The organism is Rhodococcus sp. D-6, from assembly GCF_040256695.1.
In the GTDB taxonomy this organism is placed as follows: domain Bacteria; phylum Actinomycetota; class Actinomycetes; order Mycobacteriales; family Mycobacteriaceae; genus Rhodococcus; species Rhodococcus pyridinivorans.
The window spans coordinates 1,362,313-1,379,561 of sequence record NZ_CP132970.1; the positions used below are offsets into that span (position 1 = coordinate 1,362,313).

At 69.4% G+C, this 17,249-nt stretch carries 17 protein-coding genes; 15 read left to right on the plus strand and 2 right to left on the minus strand.

Annotated features, from left to right (window positions below):
* Nucleotides 1-4: 4 nt before the first annotated feature.
* The 15 genes from efp to RBB84_RS06560 all read left to right on the plus strand — a co-directional run bounded on the left by efp (nt 5) and on the right by RBB84_RS06560 (nt 16,595).
* Entirely contained in the window at nt 5-568 is a 564-nt protein-coding gene (efp, locus tag RBB84_RS06490) for an elongation factor P (protein ID WP_006551441.1), read from the plus strand.
* A complete protein-coding gene (nusB, locus tag RBB84_RS06495) occupies nt 569-1,078 on the plus strand; it encodes a transcription antitermination factor NusB (protein ID WP_033096596.1) in 510 nt (169 codons plus the stop codon). It abuts the gene before it with no gap.
* Nucleotides 1,079-1,286: 208 nt separating this feature from the next.
* Nucleotides 1,287-1,904 (plus strand): bifunctional pyr operon transcriptional regulator/uracil phosphoribosyltransferase PyrR, encoded by a 618-nt coding sequence (pyrR, locus tag RBB84_RS06500; RefSeq protein WP_024100783.1) that lies wholly within the window; start codon nt 1,287-1,289, stop codon nt 1,902-1,904.
* The gene (locus tag RBB84_RS06505) at nt 1,901-2,842 is read left to right on the plus strand and encodes an aspartate carbamoyltransferase catalytic subunit (protein ID WP_006551444.1); all 942 of its coding nucleotides are present in this window, start codon (nt 1,901-1,903) and stop codon (nt 2,840-2,842) included. The genes pyrR and RBB84_RS06505 overlap by 4 nt, the downstream gene beginning before the upstream one ends.
* A gap of 44 nt (nt 2,843-2,886) precedes the next feature.
* Nucleotides 2,887-4,200 carry a dihydroorotase gene (locus RBB84_RS06510; RefSeq protein ID WP_006551445.1) on the plus strand — a complete coding sequence of 438 codons (1,314 nt, stop codon included), beginning with the start codon at nt 2,887-2,889 and terminating at the stop codon, nt 4,198-4,200.
* A gap of 8 nt (nt 4,201-4,208) precedes the next feature.
* Nucleotides 4,209-4,700 carry a hypothetical protein gene (locus tag RBB84_RS06515; RefSeq protein WP_006551446.1) on the plus strand — a complete coding sequence of 164 codons (492 nt, stop codon included), beginning with the start codon at nt 4,209-4,211 and terminating at the stop codon, nt 4,698-4,700.
* Nucleotides 4,701-4,817: 117 nt separating this feature from the next.
* Entirely contained in the window at nt 4,818-6,002 is a 1,185-nt protein-coding gene (gene carA / locus RBB84_RS06520; protein WP_064256310.1) for a glutamine-hydrolyzing carbamoyl-phosphate synthase small subunit, read from the plus strand.
* Nucleotides 6,002-9,346, plus strand: coding sequence for a carbamoyl-phosphate synthase large subunit (gene carB / locus RBB84_RS06525; protein ID WP_064256309.1), 3,345 nt, complete (start codon nt 6,002-6,004; stop codon nt 9,344-9,346). The genes carA and carB overlap by 1 nt, the downstream gene beginning before the upstream one ends.
* Nucleotides 9,343-10,185, plus strand: coding sequence for an orotidine-5'-phosphate decarboxylase (pyrF, locus tag RBB84_RS06530; protein WP_064256308.1), 843 nt, complete (start codon nt 9,343-9,345; stop codon nt 10,183-10,185). The genes carB and pyrF overlap by 4 nt, the downstream gene beginning before the upstream one ends.
* 429 nt (nt 10,186-10,614) lie before the next feature.
* Nucleotides 10,615-10,935 (plus strand): integration host factor, actinobacterial type, encoded by a 321-nt coding sequence (gene mihF, locus RBB84_RS06535; RefSeq protein ID WP_006551450.1) that lies wholly within the window; start codon nt 10,615-10,617, stop codon nt 10,933-10,935.
* A gap of 64 nt (nt 10,936-10,999) precedes the next feature.
* Complete coding sequence (gene gmk, locus RBB84_RS06540; protein ID WP_041803328.1) at nt 11,000-11,551, plus strand: guanylate kinase; 552 nt, start codon at nt 11,000-11,002, stop codon at nt 11,549-11,551.
* Nucleotides 11,552-11,627: 76 nt separating this feature from the next.
* Nucleotides 11,628-11,930, plus strand: a complete 303-nt coding sequence (rpoZ, locus tag RBB84_RS06545; RefSeq protein ID WP_006551452.1) for a DNA-directed RNA polymerase subunit omega — start codon at nt 11,628-11,630, stop codon at nt 11,928-11,930.
* On the plus strand, nt 11,927-13,210 hold the full coding sequence (coaBC, locus tag RBB84_RS06550; protein ID WP_041803329.1) for a bifunctional phosphopantothenoylcysteine decarboxylase/phosphopantothenate--cysteine ligase CoaBC: 1,284 nt from the start codon (nt 11,927-11,929) through the stop codon (nt 13,208-13,210). Before rpoZ ends, coaBC begins: the two co-directional genes overlap by 4 nt.
* A 134-nt stretch (nt 13,211-13,344) precedes the next feature.
* A complete protein-coding gene (gene metK, locus RBB84_RS06555) occupies nt 13,345-14,559 on the plus strand; it encodes a methionine adenosyltransferase (protein WP_016691682.1) in 1,215 nt (404 codons plus the stop codon).
* Between the two features lie 17 nt (nt 14,560-14,576).
* Complete coding sequence (locus tag RBB84_RS06560; RefSeq protein WP_064256307.1) at nt 14,577-16,595, plus strand: primosomal protein N'; 2,019 nt, start codon at nt 14,577-14,579, stop codon at nt 16,593-16,595.
* Between the two features lie 37 nt (nt 16,596-16,632).
* On the opposite strand, the gene RBB84_RS06565 is transcribed toward RBB84_RS06560, so the two are convergent.
* Nucleotides 16,633-16,920, minus strand: coding sequence for a hypothetical protein (locus RBB84_RS06565; RefSeq protein WP_231912015.1), 288 nt, complete (start codon nt 16,918-16,920; stop codon nt 16,633-16,635).
* A complete protein-coding gene (locus tag RBB84_RS06570) occupies nt 16,917-17,207 on the minus strand; it encodes a hemerythrin domain-containing protein (RefSeq protein ID WP_231912014.1) in 291 nt (96 codons plus the stop codon). The genes RBB84_RS06565 and RBB84_RS06570 overlap by 4 nt, the downstream gene beginning before the upstream one ends.
* Nucleotides 17,208-17,249 lie beyond the last annotated feature (42 nt).

Consider the following 17,249-nt stretch of genomic DNA (forward strand, 5'->3'; position numbering starts at 1 on the left):
CCAAGTGGCTGATACCAGTGACTTCAAGAACGGCCTCGTTCTGAAAATCGACGGACAGCTCTGGCAGATCATCGAGTTCCAGCACGTCAAGCCGGGCAAGGGTCCTGCTTTCGTGCGCACGAAGCTCAAGAATGTGACGTCGGGCAAGACCGTCGACAAGACCTGGAATGCCGGTGTCAAGGTCGAGACCGCCACCGTCGATCGCCGCGACATGACCTACCTCTACAACGACGGCACCGACTACGTCTTCATGGACGGCGAGACCTACGACCAGATCACCATCTCGCCCGAACTGCTCGGCGACAGCGCCAACTTCCTGCTCGAGAACATGCCCGTGCAGGTCGCCACGCACGAGGACGTCCCGCTGTTCGTCGAGCTCCCGGTCACGGTCGAGCTCGTCGTCCAGCACACCGATCCGGGCCTGCAGGGCGACCGCTCCACCGGCGGCACCAAGCCCGCGACCCTCGAGACCGGCGCCGAGATCCAGGTCCCGCTGTTCATCAACACCGGCGACAAGCTCAAGGTCGATTCCCGCGACGGCAGCTACCTCGGGCGAGTGAATTCCTGAGTGTCCGGTAACCAGAAGAAGCTCGGGGCCCGCCACAAGGCCCGCAAGCGCGCCGTGGACCTGCTCTTCGAGGCCGAGGCCCGCGACGTGCACCCCGTCGACCTCGCGGCCGATCGCGTCGAACTCGCGATCGACGACGACCAGGTCGCGCCGGTGCCGGCATACGCGCAGACCATCATCCGCGGTGTCGCCGACAACCTCGACGAGACCGACCGAGTGATCGCCGATCACCTGCACGAATGGACGCTGGACCGCCTTCCCGCCGTCGACCGCGCGATCCTGCGCATCGCGGTGTGGGAGCTCTTCCACGCGACCGACGTGCCGCCCGTGGTGGCCGTCGACGAGGCGGTCGAGCTGGCGAAGCAGCTGTCCACCGACGATTCGCCGGCCTTCGTCAACGGGGTGCTCGGTCAGATCGTCACTGTCGCCGACCAGGTGCGTGCAGCAGCCGCTGCCACCCTCGTCCGGCCGGCGCAGGAGTCGCAGGATCAGGGCTCGGACGAGTCCTGAGTTCGTCACCCTTCTCGGGTGAGCGACGACACGAGGCACCGTGAGTGGGCCCGGTGGGAGTCTTCCCGCCGGGCCCGCTCGCGCATCCGGGCCTGTGTTGCGCTTCACCCGTCATCCGTGCCGGGGCGGACGTCGACGCTGATAGGCTCGACAACTGTCAGGCATCCTTTAACGATCCGTCCAGTGAGGCGGAGAAGGAGGTCGCTGCATGGCCGTGTCCGAGGACGGGTCCACAGCTTCTACCCCCACTACGTCTTCCGGTACCGGCGTGCCGGCGCGTGAGCTGCTCTCCGCTGCCGACGTCCACCGGACGATCTCCCGCATCGCACACCAGATCATCGAGAAGACCGCTCTCGACACCCCCGAGGACGCACCGCGCGTCGTGCTCCTGGGCATCCCCACCCGCGGGATCACCCTCGCCCAACGCCTCGCCGACCGCATCGAGGAATTCGCCGGCGTCCGTGTCCCGGTCGGCTCGCTCGACATCACGCTCTACCGCGACGACCTCCGCACGAAGCCGCACCGCCCGCTGGAGCGCACCTCGGTGCCCGAGGGCGGCGTCGACAACACCCTCGTCGTCCTCGTCGACGACGTCCTGTTCTCGGGACGCTCCGTCCGCGCCGCGCTCGACGCCCTGCGCGATCTCGGACGACCCCGCGCGGTGCAACTCGCGGTCCTCGTCGACCGCGGCCACCGCGAACTGCCGCTGCGGGCCGACTACGTCGGCAAGAACGTCCCCACCGCGCGCAGCGAGGACGTCCGCGTGCTGCTGACCGAACACGACGGGCGCGACGCCGTCGAGATCTCCGGAGGCAAGTCCCAGTGAAACACCTGCTCACCATCGCGGATCTGACGAAGGACTCCGCGACGGGGCTTCTCGACGAGGCCGAGCGGTTCGAGCAAGCACTGCTCGGGCGTGAGGTGCGCAAGCTCCCCACGCTGCGCGGCCGCACCATCATGACCGTCTTCTACGAGAACTCCACCCGCACCCGCGTGTCCTTCGAGGTCGCCGGCAAGTGGATGAGCGCCGACGTCATCAACGTCTCGGCGTCCAGTTCGTCGGTGAAGAAGGGCGAATCGCTGCGCGACACCGCGCTGACCCTGCACGCCGCCGGCGCCGACGCGCTGGTGGTCCGTCACTCCGCCTCCGGTGCCGCGCACCGGATCGCGCAGTGGACCAACGAATCCGGCTCCGGACCGGCCGTGGTCAACGCCGGCGACGGTACCCACGAACATCCCACTCAGGCGTTGCTCGACGCGCTCACCCTGCGCCAGCGTCTCGGCTCGATCGAAGGCCGCCGGATCGGCATCGTCGGCGACGTGCTGCACAGCCGTGTCGCCCGGTCGAACGCGCTGCTGCTGAGCATGCTCGGCGCCGAGGTCGTGCTCGTCGCTCCCCGCACCCTGCTGCCGGTGGGGGTGGAGACCTGGCCGGTGACGGTCGCCGATTCGCTCGAAGCCGAACTTCCCACCCTCGACGCGGTCATGATGCTGCGGGTGCAGGCCGAGCGCATGAACGGCGGGTTCTTCCCGTCCGCCCGCGAGTACTCGATTCGATACGGACTCAACGCCAAGCGCGCGGCATTGCTGCCGGAGCACGCCGTGATCCTGCATCCCGGCCCGATGCTCCGCGGCATGGAGATCGGCTTCCCCGTCGCCGACGCCCCGCAGAGCGCTGTGCTGCAGCAGGTGAGCAACGGTGTCCACGTGCGGATGGCGGTGCTCTTCCGTCTGCTCGTGGGCACGGAAGGGAGCCTGTCGTGACCCACACTTCCCATCCGGGAGACACAGGAACAGGAGTGACACAGGTGACGCCGCAGGTGCTCATCCGCAACGTCCGCCTCTACGGCGAGGGCGACCCGGTCGACGTGCTGCTCGGCGACGAGCAGATCCTCGCGATCGGTACCGATCTCGAGGCCGACGCCGACGCGGAGATCGTCGACGGTACCGGGCAGATCGTGCTCCCGGGCTTCGTGGACCTGCACACGCACCTGCGCGAACCGGGCCGCGAGGACACCGAGACCGTCGATTCGGGCTCGGCCGCCGCGGCGCGCGGCGGGTACACCGCGGTGTTCGCGATGGCCAACACCGATCCGGTCGCCGACTCGGTGGTCGTCACCGACCACGTGTGGCGCCGCGGCCGCGAGGTCGGGCTCGTCGACGTCCACCCCGTGGGTGCGGTCACCGTCGGACTCGAGGGCAAGCAGCTCGCCGAGATGGGCACGATGGCCGCCGGTGTCGGTGGCGTGCGGATGTTCTCCGACGACGGCAAGTGCGTCTACGACCCGCTGCTCATGCGTCGCGCGCTCGAGTACTCGGCCTCGCTCGGTGTCCTCATCGCCCAGCACGCCGAGGAGCCGCGGCTGACCGTCGGTGCCGTCGCGCACGAAGGACCGACCGCGGCGCGTCTCGGCCTCACCGGCTGGCCCCGCGCCGCCGAGGAGTCCATCGTCGCCCGCGACGCGCTGCTCGCCCGCGACGCCGGAGCCCGCGTGCACATCTGCCACGCGTCGACGGCCGGCACCGTCGAGCTCGTCCGGTGGGCGCGCTCGCAGGGCATCTCGATCAGCGCCGAAGTCACGCCGCACCACCTGCTCCTCGACGACTCGCGTCTCGAGAGCTACGACGGCATCAACCGGGTCAATCCGCCGCTGCGCGAGAGATCCGACGTCGAAGCACTGCGCCGCGGCCTCGCGGACGGGACCATCGACTGCGTGGCCACCGACCACGCCCCGCACGCCGAACAGGACAAGTGCTGCGAGTTCTCACAGGCACGTCCGGGAATGCTCGGGCTCGAGACGGCGTTGTCCGTCGTGATCGAGACGATGGTCCGGCCGGGCCTGCTGGACTGGCGCGGCGTCGCGAAGGTCATGAGCGAGCGTCCCGCGGAGATCGTGGGCCTCGACGATCAGGGCCGGCCCCTCGAGGTGGGCGAACCCGCGAACATCGTGCTCGTCGACCCGGATACCGAGTGGACGGTGCACGGTCCCGACCTCGCGAGCATCTCCCACAACACGCCCTACGAGGACATGACCCTGCCGGGCCGGGTCACCACCACCGTGTTGCGCGGACGGATCACCGCCCGCGACGGTGCGGTGTTCCCGCGCTCGACCGAAAGGTAGGAACCGACATGGATCGCTTTCTCATCACCGTCGGTTTCCTCGCGCTCTGGGTCGTGCTCGTCCTGCTGATGTGGAAGGGCTGGAAGGGACGCGCCCGACGCCAGCAGGACGCGGTCGGCGAACTGCCGACCGTGCCGGCGGAGCTGGGGGAGCGGCTCGTCGAGCCGACCACCGGTCTGTACGTCGGCAGCACGCTCGCGCCGAGCTGGCAGGACCGCATCGCGGTCGGTGATCTCGGCCACCGCGCCAACGCGGAACTGACCCGATACCGATCCGGTGCCCTGCTCGAACGCGACGGCGCATCCCCGATCTGGATCCCGCAGGACTCGATCCGCGCGATCCGCACCGAACGCGGTCTGGCGGGCAAGGTCATGTCCCAGGACGGGGTGCTGGTCATCCGCTGGCAGCTGCCCTCGGGAACGGAGGTCGACACCGGCTTCCGCGGGGACGACAAGTCGATCTACCCGCTCTGGACGAGCGGGTCGGACGAAAAATCTTGAGACGGTGACGATCACAACGACGATGACGATCACGACGAACAACACGACGATCACGACACGCGAGATCTCAGCCCGTGCGGCCGGCTCTGGTGCGGTCGATAAGAACGGAGACAACGCATGAGCGGCAGAACATTCGGCGGCGGCACGGCTGTGCTGGTCCTCGAGGACGGACGGGTCTTCCGCGGCATCCCCTTCGGTGCGGTCGGACAGACCCTCGGCGAGGCCGTCTTCAGCACGGGCATGACCGGCTACCAGGAGACCCTCACCGACCCCAGCTACCACCGGCAGATCGTGGTGGCCACGGCACCGCAGATCGGCAACACCGGCTGGAACCACGAGGACAACGAGTCCGTCGGCCCCACCGGCGATCACGCCGAGTCCAAGATCTGGGTGGCCGGCTTCATCGTCCGCGACCCCTCGCGTCGCGTGTCGAGCTGGCGTGCCACCGGCTCGCTGCAAGACGAACTCGAGCGGCAGAACATCGTGGGTCTCGCGGGCATCGACACCCGCGCACTCGTGCGGCACCTGCGCACCCGCGGTTCGATGCGCGCCGGCATCTTCTCCGGCGACGCCCTCGCCTGGAAGGGTGACGACCTCGACATCGACGTCCTGCTCGACCGGGTGAAGAGCCAGCCCTCGATGCTCGGCGCCGACCTCGCCGGCGAGGTGAGCACCACCTCCGGCTACGTCGTCGAACCGACCGACGGCGAGGCCCGCTTCACCGTCGCGGCCATCGACCTCGGCATCAAGACCAACACCCCGCGCATGTTCGCCCAGCGCGGCATCCGTGTGCACGTGCTGCCGTCCACCGCGACGCTGCACGACATCCTCGACCTGAAGGCCGACGGCGTCTTCCTGTCCAACGGGCCGGGCGACCCGGCGACCGCCGACGGCGCGGTGCACCTGACCAAGGAGGTGCTCGGCCAGGGTCTGCCCCTGTTCGGCATCTGCTTCGGCAACCAGATCCTCGGCCGCGCACTCGGCCTGGGCACCTACAAGATGAAGTTCGGTCACCGCGGTATCAACATCCCGGTGGTCGAGCACGAGACCGGCCGCATCGCGATCACCGCGCAGAACCACGGGTTCGCGCTCGAAGGTGAGGCCGGCCAGGAGTTCGACACACCGTTCGGTCGCGCGGTCGTCAGCCACACCTGCGCCAACGACGGTGCGGTCGAGGGCGTCAAGCTCCTCGACGGCCGTGCCTTCTCCGTGCAGTACCACCCCGAAGCGGCGGCCGGACCGCACGACGCCGCCTACCTGTTCGATCGTTTCACCCGCATGCTCGAGGGAGAGAACAACTGATGCCACGCCGTACCGACCTCTCCCACGTCCTGGTCATCGGGTCCGGCCCGATCGTCATCGGGCAGGCCTGCGAGTTCGACTACTCGGGCACCCAGGCGTGCCGGGTGCTCCGCGAGGAGGGCCTGCGGGTCTCCCTCGTGAACTCGAACCCGGCCACGATCATGACCGACCCCGAGTTCGCCGATGCGACCTACATCGAGCCGATCACCGCCGACTACGTCGAGAAGGTCATCGCGACCGAGCAAGCCAACGGCACCCCGATCGACGCGGTGCTCGCGACCCTCGGCGGCCAGACCGCCCTCAACACCGCCGTCGCGCTGTCCGAGCGCGGCATCCTCGACAAGTACGGCGTCGAACTCATCGGCGCCGACTTCGACGCCATCCAGCGCGGCGAGGACCGGCAGAAGTTCAAGGACATCGTCACCAAGTGCGGCGGCGAATCCGCTCGCTCGGCCGTCTGCTACACGATGGACGAGGTCCGTGCGACCGTCGCCGAACTCGGCTTCCCCGTCGTGGTGCGACCGTCCTTCACTATGGGCGGCCTCGGCTCCGGCATGGCCTACGACGACGCCGACCTCGAGCGCATCGCCGGCGGTGGTCTCGCGGCCTCGCCCACCGCGAACGTGCTCATCGAGGAATCCATCCTCGGCTGGAAGGAATACGAGCTCGAACTCATGCGCGACGGTGCCGACAACGTCGTCATCGTCTGCTCGATCGAGAACGTCGACCCGGTCGGTGTGCACACCGGCGACTCGGTGACCGTCGCCCCCGCGATGACGCTCACCGACCGCGAGTACCAGAAGATGCGCGACCTCTCGATCGCCATCCTGCGCGAGGTCGGTGTCGACACCGGCGGCTGCAACATCCAGTTCGCGATGGATCCGCGCGACGGCCGGCTCGTCGTCATCGAGATGAACCCGCGCGTGTCGCGGTCGTCGGCGCTCGCGTCGAAGGCCACCGGCTACCCGATCGCGAAGATGGCCGCCAAGCTCGCCATCGGCTACACCCTCGACGAGATCGTCAACGACATCACCAAGGAAACGCCGGCCTGCTTCGAACCGAGCCTCGACTACGTCGTGGTCAAGGCCCCGCGGTTCGCGTTCGAGAAGTTCCCCGGTGCCGACGGCACTCTCACCACCACCATGAAGTCGGTCGGTGAGGCCATGTCGATCGGCCGCAACTTCACCGAGGCCTTCGGCAAGGTGCTGCGCTCGCTCGAGACCAAGTCCGCCGGTTTCTGGACCGGCCCCGAGGTCGAGGGCACCCTCGAGGAGATCCTCGAAGAGATCCGCACTCCCACGGACGGCCGGTTCTACCGGATCGCCCGGGCGCTCGAGCTCGGTGCGACCGTCGAGCAGCTCTTCGACGCCACGAAGATCGACCCGTGGTTCCTCGAGCAGTTCGCGTACATCGTCGAGCTGGGCGAGGACGTCCGCACGGCCGAGCAGTTCGGTGCCACCGAGCTGCGCTATGCGAAGCACCACGGTTTCTCCGACCGGCAGATCGCGGCGCTGCGCCCGGCACAGTTCGCCTCCGAGGACGATGTCCGTGCCCTCCGTCAGGAGCTGGGCGTCCACCCGGTCTACAAGACCGTGGACACCTGCGCGGCCGAGTTCGAGGCGAAGACGCCGTACCACTACTCGACCTACGAGCTCGACCCCGCGGCCGAGACCGAGGTCGTCGAGCAGCGCGACAAGCCCAAGGTGCTCATCCTCGGTTCCGGCCCGAACCGCATCGGCCAGGGCATCGAGTTCGACTACTCGTGCGTCCACGCCGCGCTGACGCTGTCGGAGGCCGGTTACGAGACCGTGATGGTCAACTGCAACCCCGAGACGGTCTCGACCGACTACGACACCGCCGATCGCCTGTACTTCGAGCCGCTGACCTTCGAGGACGTCCTCGAGGTCTACCGCGCCGAGTGCGAGTCCGGCACCGTCGCCGGCGTCATCGTCCAGCTGGGCGGCCAGACCCCGCTCGGCCTGGCGCGTCGACTGAAGGCCGCCGGGGTGCCGATCGTCGGTACCTCGCCCGAGGCCATCGACCTCGCGGAGGACCGCGGCGAGTTCGGTCGCGTGCTCGACGAGGCCGACCTGCCGGCCGCGAAGTACGGCACGGCCACCACCTTCGAGGGTGCGCGCGAGATCGCCGCCGGCATCGGATACCCGGTGCTGGTGCGCCCGTCCTACGTGCTCGGTGGTCGCGGCATGGAGATCGTCTACGACGAGAAGGCGCTCGAGACCTACATCTCCAACGCCACCGAGATCTCCGACGACCGCCCCGTGCTCGTCGACCGCTTCCTCGACGACGCCGTCGAGATCGATGTCGACGCGCTGTGCGACGGCACCGACGTGTACATCGGCGGAATCATGGAGCACATCGAGGAGGCCGGCATCCACTCCGGCGACTCGGCCTGTGCGCTGCCGCCGATCACTCTGGGCCGCGCCGACATCGAGAACGTCCGCCGCTCGACGGCCGCGCTCGCGAAGGGCATCGGCGTCAAGGGCCTGCTCAACGTCCAGTACGCGCTCAAGGACGACATCCTCTACGTCCTCGAGGCGAACCCCCGGGCCTCCCGCACGGTGCCGTTCGTCTCCAAGGCCACCGCGGTGCAGCTCGCCAAGGCCTGCGCCCGGGTGATGCTCGGCGAGTCCATCGCCGAGCTGCGTGCCGCGGGCATCCTCCCGGCCGAGGGCGACGGCAGCGACATCCCGCTCGACGCACCGGTCGCGGTGAAGGAAGCGGTGCTGCCCTTCAACCGGTTCCGGCGTGCCGACGGCACGGGCATCGACACCCTGCTCAGCCCGGAGATGAAGTCCACCGGTGAGGTCATGGGCCTCGACGACGACTTCGGAACCGCGTTCGCGAAGAGCCAGACCGCCGCCTACGGCTCCCTGCCGACCTCGGGCACGGTCTTCGTCTCGCTCGCGAACAAGGACAAGCGGTCGATGATCTTCCCGGTCAAGCACCTCGCCGACCTGGGCTTCCACATCATGGCTACCGTGGGAACGGCAGAAGTGCTGCGCCGCAACGGTGTTCCCTGCGAGCAGGTCCACAAGGTCTCCGGCGAGGACAAGCCGGAAGGCGCACTCGACGTCGTCGACCGCATCCGCGCCGGAGACGTGGACATGGTCATCAACACCCCCTGGGGCAACGCCGGTCCGCGTGTGGACGGCTACGAGATCCGCAGTGCGGCGGTCGCCGCGAACATCCCGTGCGTCACCACGGTGCAGGGTGCCTCCGCGGCCGTGCAGGGTATCGAGGCGGCACTGCGCGGTGAGATCGGAGTCAGCTCGATCCAGCGGATGCACGCGCGGCTGCGCGGCGTACCCGCCGAACGGGCGTGACACCCTTCGGGCAGCGACTCGCGGACGCTCTCGGGCGCCGCGGGCCGCTGTGCGTGGGCATCGACCCGCACCCGGGGCTCCTCACCGCGTGGGGGCTCGGCGACGACGTCGACGGCCTGGCCCGGTTCAGCGAACTGTGCGTCGAGGCCTTCGGCGACACCGTCGCGGTCGTCAAGCCGCAGGTGGCGTTCTTCGAGGCCTACGGCTCCGCCGGTCTCGCGGTGCTCGAACGCACCATCGCCGACCTGGGGGATGCGGGGGTGCTCGTCCTCGCGGACGCCAAGCGCGGCGACATCGGCTCCACGATGGACGCCTATGCGCGCACCTGGCTGTCGGACGGCTCTCCGCTGTGCTCGGACGCGGTGACCGTCTCCCCGTACCTGGGATTCGGCTCGCTCGCTCCGGCGCTCGATCTGGCCGCCGGAACGGGCCGCGGGGTGTTCGTGCTCGCGGCGACCTCCAATCCCGAGGGTGCCCAGTTCCAGCGCGCGCGGCTCGACGACGGGCGCACCGTCGCGCAGGCCGTGGTGGACGAGTGCGCTGACCGCAACAGCGCTGCCCGCACGGACGGGGCCGCAGGGCTCGGCTCCGTGGGTGTGGTGGTCGGTGCGACCCTTACCGAGGCGCCGGACCTGTCCGACCTTCACGGGCCTATCCTGATGCCCGGAGTGGGGGCCCAGGGCGGCACCGCCGACGACGTGCGACGACTCGCAGGCGACCACCTGCGCGCGGTCGTGCCCAACGTCTCACGCGACGTGCTGCGGGCCGGCCCGTCCGTCGCCGACCTGCGGGCCGCCGTCACCCGCACGCTGGACGGCTTCGCCTTCCTGACGGACTGAGACGTTCGACTCTCGTGCCCGGATCGCCACGCGCGGTCCGGGCACGAGTCGTACATACCGCTCGTATGCACTCTGACCTGCGCTCGGAGTGGCGCGACACGCGGAATGGGAAAAAAATTTCTCGGCCCGCCGAGGCGCCGGAACAGTGGGCCGGTGAGTAGGGGAGCCGCCCGACCCGATGCGTCCCCCTCCGTCGCAGCAGATTACCGGTGACCTGGGGTTATTCTCTGTTGGGGCAGTTCGTGGCGATGCCTGGACGCCGATCGGGGGGTGCGGGATCCACTGCCGGAACGGCGTGCACTACCGCACGGATTTTCGAGCGGATCGCCGGGGGGTGGGTTCGCATTCGTCGGTGGTCGTGAGTACGGTCGCTATCGCCGCTGGTTACAGCGGTGAAGACTCGAAAGCCAACGATGAGACGGAGGAACCGTGGCCCTTCCCCAGCTGACCGATGAGCAGCGCGCCGCTGCTCTGGAGAAGGCGGCTGCTGCCCGTCGTGCCCGGGCTGAGCTCAAGGAGCGCCTCAAGCGCGGCGGCACCGACCTCAAGCAGGTGCTCAAGGACGCCGAGAACGACGAGATCCTCGGCAAGATGAAGGTGTCGGCGCTGCTCGAGGCCCTGCCGAAGGTCGGCAAGGTCAAGGCGCAGGAAATCATGACCGAGCTGGAGATCGCCCCGACCCGCCGTCTGCGCGGCCTCGGCGACCGTCAGCGCAAGGCCCTGCTCGCCAGGTTCGATTTCGACGCCTGAGCACGTGGTAGCTGACGCACGACCCGTGACGGACAGCGCACCCGCAACGCGGAGGGGCCGGCTGGTGGTACTGGCCGGACCCTCCGCGGTGGGTAAGTCGACCGTCGTACGCCTTCTGCGGAGCCGGATCCCGGATCTGCACTTCAGTGTCTCGGCCACCACCCGGGACCCGCGACCGGGTGAGGTGGACGGGGTGGACTACCACTTCGTCGGCCGCGCCGAGTTCGACCGGATGATCGAAGCCGGTGAACTGCTCGAATGGGCCGACATCCATGGCGGCCTGCAGCGATCGGGTACTCCGGCCAAACCGGTGCTCGACGCACTCGCCGAGGGGCATCCGGTGCTCGTGGAGGTCGACCTCGCGGGAGCGCGGGCCGTCCGTGCGGCGATGCAGGACGCGGTCCTCGTCTTTCTCGCCCCGCCCAGTTGGGAGGTGCTCGTCGAGCGCCTCACCGGCCGAGGCACCGAAACCGACGAGGTCGTCGCTCGCAGGCTCGATACCGCCCGCAGCGAACTGGCCGCGCAGGACGAGTTCGACGTCGTGATCGTCAACGACGATGTCGACCGGGCCTGCGATGAATTGGTATCCTTGTTGGTTGGACCCGGAGCCGACTGATCCGTCCGCGCCTCGAGCGCATCCGGCTGCCGGTTCCGGCGCCCTCCCATCCCGCGACCTCTCAGGAGAACACCGAGTGAGCAGCATCCAGGCAGCCGCGACCGACCTCGAGGGCAACACCCTTCCGGTCTACGACACCCCCACGGGTATCACCAACCCGCCTATCGACGAGCTGCTCGAGCGCGCCTCCTCGAAGTACGCGCTGGTGATCTACGCCGCCAAGCGGGCACGCCAGATCAACGACTACTACAACCAACTCGGCGACGGCATCCTCGAGTACGTCGGCCCCCTCGTGGAGCCGGGTCTGCAGGAGAAGCCGCTGTCGATCGCCCTGCGCGAGATCCACTCGGATCTGCTCGAGCACACCGAAGGCGAGTGAGCAACCCCGCTTCGAGCGGCGAGGCCGGATCCGTGCAGCGCCGCCGCATCGTCGTCGGTGTCGCCGGTGGCATCGCCGCCTACAAGTCCTGCGCACTGATCCGGGCCTTCACCGAGAGCGGACACCACGTGCGGGTCGTCCCGACGGAGTCCGCCCTCGAATTCGTCGGGCGCGCCACCTTCGAGGCGCTCTCCGGCAATCCCGTGCAGACCGGTGTGTTCGCCGAGGTGCCGCAGGTGCAGCACGTCCGGCTCGGCCAGGAGGCCGACCTCGTCGTCGTCGCTCCGGCCACCGCCGACCTCATGGCGCGGGCGGTCGCGGGTCGCGCCGACGACCTCCTCACGGCCACCCTGCTCACCGCGCGGTGCCCCGTGATGTTCGTGCCCGCGATGCACACCGAGATGTGGGAGCATCCCGCGACCGTCGACAACGTCGCGACGCTGCGTCGCCGCGGTGCCGTGGTCGTCGAACCGGCCTCGGGTCGGCTGACGGGCAAGGACACCGGTGCCGGGCGCATGCCCGAACCCGACGAGATCTTCAATCTGGCCTCGCTGCTGCTCGAGCGGGCCGACGCGCTGCCCCGCGACCTCGCCGGTCGCCGCATCGTCGTGTCCGCCGGCGGTACCCGTGAGCCCCTCGACCCGGTGCGCTTCCTCGGCAACCGGTCGTCCGGCAAGCAGGGCTACGCGCTCGCCCGTCTCGCCGCTCAGCGCGGCGCCGACGTCACGCTCGTCGCCGGCAGCGTCTCGGGTCTCGACGACCCGGCCGCGGTCGACGTCGTGCGCGTCCAGACGGCCGCTCAGATGCAGGACGCCGTCGCCAAGCACGCCTCGGGTGCCGACGCGGTCATCATGTCCGCGGCCGTTGCCGATTTCCGGCCCTTCACCTTCGCGACCAGCAAGATCAAGAAAGGTGAGGGCGAACCCGATTCCATCGCGCTGACGAAGAACGACGACATCCTCGCCGGTCTCGTCCGAGCGCGTGCCGAAGGCGGCCTGTCCGCCGAGACGGTCATCGTCGGGTTCGCAGCGGAGACCGGCGACGAACACGGAGACGTGCTCACCTACGCCCGCGAGAAGCTCGCCCGCAAGGGATGCGATCTTCTCGTCGTCAACGCCGTCGGCGAAGGTAAGGCCTTCGAGGTCGACGACAACAACGGCTGGTTGCTGTCCGCGGACGGTTCGGAAACCGCCCTCGCCCACGGGTCGAAGGCCCTCATGGCCAGCCGCGTGCTCGACGCGCTGGGACCTCTGCTGGCGGAACGCAGCAGAATCGGGTGATTTCAATACTCGCGCCGACGCCTGCGGAGCAGTAGCGTCGGCACTGCGATCGGGTCCTGCCGACCCGATCGGGGAGCGCATGCTCCATACGGTTTGTCCGTCCAGCGCCTGGCGCACAGTCGAGAGGGAGTTTCGTGAGCAAGACCGGCGGTCGTCTTTTCACCAGTGAGTCCGTGACCGAAGGGCATCCGGACAAGATCTGTGACGCGATCAGCGACTCGGTTCTCGACGCGCTCCTCACCGAGGATCCTCGTGCCCGGGTAGCGGTGGAAACCCTCGTCACCACGGGCCAGGTGCACGTGGTCGGTGAGGTCACCACCTCGGCATACGCCGACATCCCCAAGATCGTCCGCGATCGGGTGCTCGAGATCGGCTACGACTCGTCGTCGAAGGGCTTCGACGGCAACTCCTGCGGTGTCAACATCGCGATCGGCGCGCAGTCGCCCGAGATCGCCGGCGGCGTCGACGTCTCGCACGAGGCGCGCAGCGGTGTGCTCACCGACGACGAGGTCGCCCGCCAGGGCGCCGGCGACCAGGGCCTGATGTTCGGCTACGCCTGCTCCGATACGCCCGAACTCATGCCGCTGCCGATCTCTCTCGCACATCGCCTGTCGCGCCGGCTCACCGAGGTCCGCAAGTCGGGGGTTCTGCCGTACCTGCGTCCCGACGGCAAGACCCAGGTCACCATCGAGTACGACGGCGACAAACCCGTCCGTCTCGACACGATCGTCATCTCGACGCAGCACGCCGCCGACATCGATCTGAACAACCTGCTCACGCCGGATCTGCGCACCCACGTCGTCGACGCGGTGCTCGCCGACCCGAACCTGGCCGATCTCGACACGGCCGATGTGCGTCTGCTGGTCAACCCGTCCGGATCGTTCGTCCTCGGCGGCCCGATGGGCGACGCCGGCCTCACCGGCCGCAAGATCATCGTCGACACCTACGGCGGCATGGCCCGCCACGGTGGTGGCGCGTTCTCCGGCAAGGATCCGTCGAAGGTCGACCGTTCGGCCGCCTACGCGATGCGCTGGGTCGCCAAGACCGCCGTCGCCGCCGGTCTCGCCGACCGCATCGAGGTGCAGGTCGCCTACGCGATCGGCAAGGCTGCTCCGGTGGGTCTGTTCGTCGAGACCTTCGGCACCGAGAAGACCGACCCGGCCCGCATCCAGCAGGCCATCGGCGAGGTCTTCGACCTGCGCCCGGGCGCGATCATCCGTGATCTCGACCTGCTGCGCCCGATCTACGCGCAGACCGCTGCGTACGGCCACTTCGGCCGTACCGACATCGACCTGCCGTGGGAGAACACTGACCGCGCCGACAAGCTGCGCGCGGCCGCCGGTCTGTAGATTCCGATCGGGCCCGGGTGGCTGCTGATTTCGACGCCGCCGAGGTCGATCCGGTTGCGCGGGTTCTCCCGCTGCTACCGGTTCCGCACCTCGACCGGGAGTTCGACTACCTGATCCCGCGCGACCTGGACGCGGACGCCCGCCCGGGCGTCCGCGTCCGCGTCCGCTTCGCCGGACGTCTCGTCGACGGTTTCCTGCTCGCACGCGCCGCGACGAGCGATCACACCGGCAAGCTCGGCCGACTCGACCGCGTCGTCTCGTCCGAGCAGGTCCTCACGCTCGAGATCGCTGCTCTGGCAGAGGAAGTCGCGACCCGCTATGCCGGGACCCGGGCCGACGTGCTGCGTCTGGCGGTACCTCCGCGACACGCACGTGTCGAAGCCGAGGCGTCGCGCCCACCGGAACCTCCGCCTGTTCCGGAGATCGATCCTGCCGCGTGGGGCCGGTACCGGCACGGCGAGAACTTCCTCGAAGCGCTCGGCGGCGGCCGCGCCCCGCGCGCGTCCTGGCAGGCGCTGCCCGGTGAGGATTGGCCCCGACGGCTCGCCGAACTCGCCGCACTGACCCTCGCCTCGGGGAAGGCGGCCGTGCTCGTCGTTCCCGACCAGCGTGACCTCGACCGTCTCGTGAAGGCGTGTGCAGACGTCGCCGGGGCCGATCACGTCGTCGGCCTCGCCGCCGGCCTCGGACCGGCCGAACGGTATCGACGCTGGCTTGCGGCGCTGCGCGGATCCGCGCGCATCGTCGTCGGGACCCGGGCCGCCGTCTTCGCCCCGACCCCCGATCTCGGGCTCCTCGTGGTGTGGGACGACGGCGACGACCTGCACTGCGAACCACGGTCCCCGTATCCGCACGCCCGCGAAGTGGCTGCTCTGCGCGCCCACGCGGTCGGTGCCGCCATCGTGATCGCCGGGCACGCCCGCACCGCGGAGACCCAGGCGCTCGTCGAGGCCGGCTGGGCACACGATCTCGTGGCACCCCGCGACGTCGTACGGGCGTGCGCGCCGAAGGTCACGGCCCTCGCCGACAGCGACCACGCACTCGCACGGGATCCGGCCGCGCGTGCCGCGCGACTGCCTGCCATCGCGTTCGCCGCCGCCCGATCCGCTCTCGCGGTCGACCGCCCGGTGCTCGTGCAGGTACCGCGGCGCGGATACGTGCCCGCGCTCGCGTGCGGAAAGTGCCGGGCACCCGCCCGCTGCCGGCACTGCAACGGCCCGCTCGCACTGCCCACGGCGGCCGGTCCCGACGGTGCCGCGATCCCGGCATGCCGCTGGTGCGGTGTCGCCGATGCGCGTCACCGCTGCCACGCGTGCGGCGCGCGCTCGTTGCGGGCCGTGGTGGTCGGGGCGGCCCGCACCGCCGAAGAACTGGGCCGCGCCTTTCCGGGCGTGCCGGTCGTGACCTCCGGCGGCAACGACGTCAAGCACACCGTGCCCGGTTCGGCGTCGCTCGTCGTCTCCACCGTGGGCGCCGAACCCGTCGCCGAGGGCGGTTACGGGGCGGCGCTGCTCCTGGACGGGTGGGCCCTGCTCGGCCGTGCCGATCTGCGCGCCACCGAGGAGACGATGCGCCGCTGGCTCACCGCATCGGCGCTCGTACGGTCGTTCGCCGACGGGGGACAGGTCGTGGTCGTCGCCGATTCCGGGATCCCCACCGTGCAGGCGCTCGTGCGTTGGGATCCCGTGGGACACGCCCAGTCCGAGGTCTCCGAACGAGCCGAGGTCGGTTTCCCGCCCGCGGTCCACATGGCCGCGATCGACGGGTCGTCCGCGGCGGTCGCCGAACTGCTCGAGGCCACACACCTGCCCGATGGAGCCGAGGTGCTCGGGCCCGTGCCGCTCCCGCCGGGGCAACGACTGCCGTTCGGATCCGAGGGACCCGAACCGGAGGACGTGCACCGGATGATCGTGCGGGTCGCACGCGAGCGCGGTCGCGCACTCGGTCGCGCCCTGCGCGACGCCCAGGCCACCCGCACGGCGCGTCGCGCGGACGGTCCGCTGCGGGTTCAGGTGGATCCGCCGCGTATCGGCTGACCCGGCCGCGGAGGGGGCGCGGATCTCCGCTGCCGGCCTAGGCCGCTTTCGGAATCGGTTGCGACGGAACGGATGCGGCGTCCGTACCCTTCCACAGCGCCGCGAAGTCGTGGCGATGTCGAATGCCCAGGATGCGCAGCAGGACGAAACGCGGTACGGGCGGCACGAGGTGCACGACGTGATCGCGCGAGGAGTCGTCGAGACCGTCGATGAGCCAGTTCCCTTCCTTGCCGAGCTGCTGCATCCCCTTCGGCTCGATATTGAACTCCTGGCCCCACGCGCGCCACTGCGCGTCGGTGATGCTGGTCGAGACCAGTGGCATCATCTCCCGCTCCTCACGTTCGAGATGGGGGAGCAGAACCTCGGACAAGCGGGACAGTGCTGCACCGAGTGCTCGCCGGAGCCGGGGTGGTCGGCGCGGAGATCGCGTGCCGCCTCCTCGACTGGGGCGATCGCAGGCTCGATGGTGCGGTGGTCGGCGTTCATCCTCTCCACGAGCGGTGCCGCGTCGGGATTGCACTGCACCACACGCGGATAGAGCCCACGGTCCTCGAACCAGTGGTGATGGTGAAGGAAATCCATCATCCACAACACGTGGTGGGCGAGAGCCACTCGGTGGGTCTGCTGCCATGTCTTCGTCGAGGTGGCGACCTC

Coding starts and splice junctions, on each gene's coding strand:
- RBB84_RS06565 (WP_231912015.1), bottom strand. CDS start 16,920: ATGATGCCACTGGTCTCGACCAGCATCACCGACGCGCAGTGGCGCGCG.
- RBB84_RS06515 (WP_006551446.1), top strand. CDS start 4,209: ATGGATCGCTTTCTCATCACCGTCGGTTTCCTCGCGCTCTGGGTCGTG.
- pyrR (WP_024100783.1), top strand. CDS start 1,287: ATGGCCGTGTCCGAGGACGGGTCCACAGCTTCTACCCCCACTACGTCT.
- carA (WP_064256310.1), top strand. CDS start 4,818: ATGAGCGGCAGAACATTCGGCGGCGGCACGGCTGTGCTGGTCCTCGAG.
- carB (WP_064256309.1), top strand. CDS start 6,002: ATGCCACGCCGTACCGACCTCTCCCACGTCCTGGTCATCGGGTCCGGC.